This is a genomic window from Vibrio sp. 378 (genome assembly GCF_033339435.1).
This window is the reverse complement of sequence record NZ_JAWOUO010001263.1, coordinates 1-507: the sequence shown is the minus strand read 5'-3', so window position 1 is coordinate 507 and position 507 is coordinate 1. Positions and strand designations below refer to the sequence as shown.

Below are 507 nucleotides of genomic sequence, written 5' to 3'. Positions count from 1 at the left end.
GGTTGAGAAGTAACCCATAGCACGGCCTGTCAAAGATGCAGCATCCGAACCCGGCGCTTCGCGCTCAGACCAATCTTTCAAGCCAATAAACGCCATACCCATGTTTTGACCTTGACCAGCAAAGCTAAAACCAGCCACGGTAAACACGGATCTCACGTTGTCTTTTTCTTCTTCCAAGAAATAGCTACGCACTTTATCGAGTGTTTTTTCTGTCTGCTCTTGAGTCGAGTTCGGCGGCAAGATTGCCATCGAGAACACCGTACCTTGGTCTTCATCTGGTAGGAAAGACGTCGGCAGATTCATAAATAACCAACCCGCACCAGCGCTCATTGCCACAAACACCAACAACATGCGCCCAGTGCGTTTTAGCAACTTGGCTACACCAGCCTCATAACCTGCGGTCATCGAATCAAATTTACGGTTAAACCAACCGAAGAAGCCTTTTTTATCCGTAAATTCAGCGTCACCTTTTTTCAGTAACGTAGCACACAGCGCTGGTGTCAGGAT

At 47.9% G+C, this 507-nt stretch carries 1 protein-coding gene; it reads right to left on the bottom strand.

The window, feature by feature from the left end; all coding sequences use genetic code 11:
• Window positions 1-507 (bottom strand): efflux RND transporter permease subunit (locus R7Q48_RS31465; protein ID WP_318134395.1); only part of this gene is annotated, 507 nt, incomplete at both ends.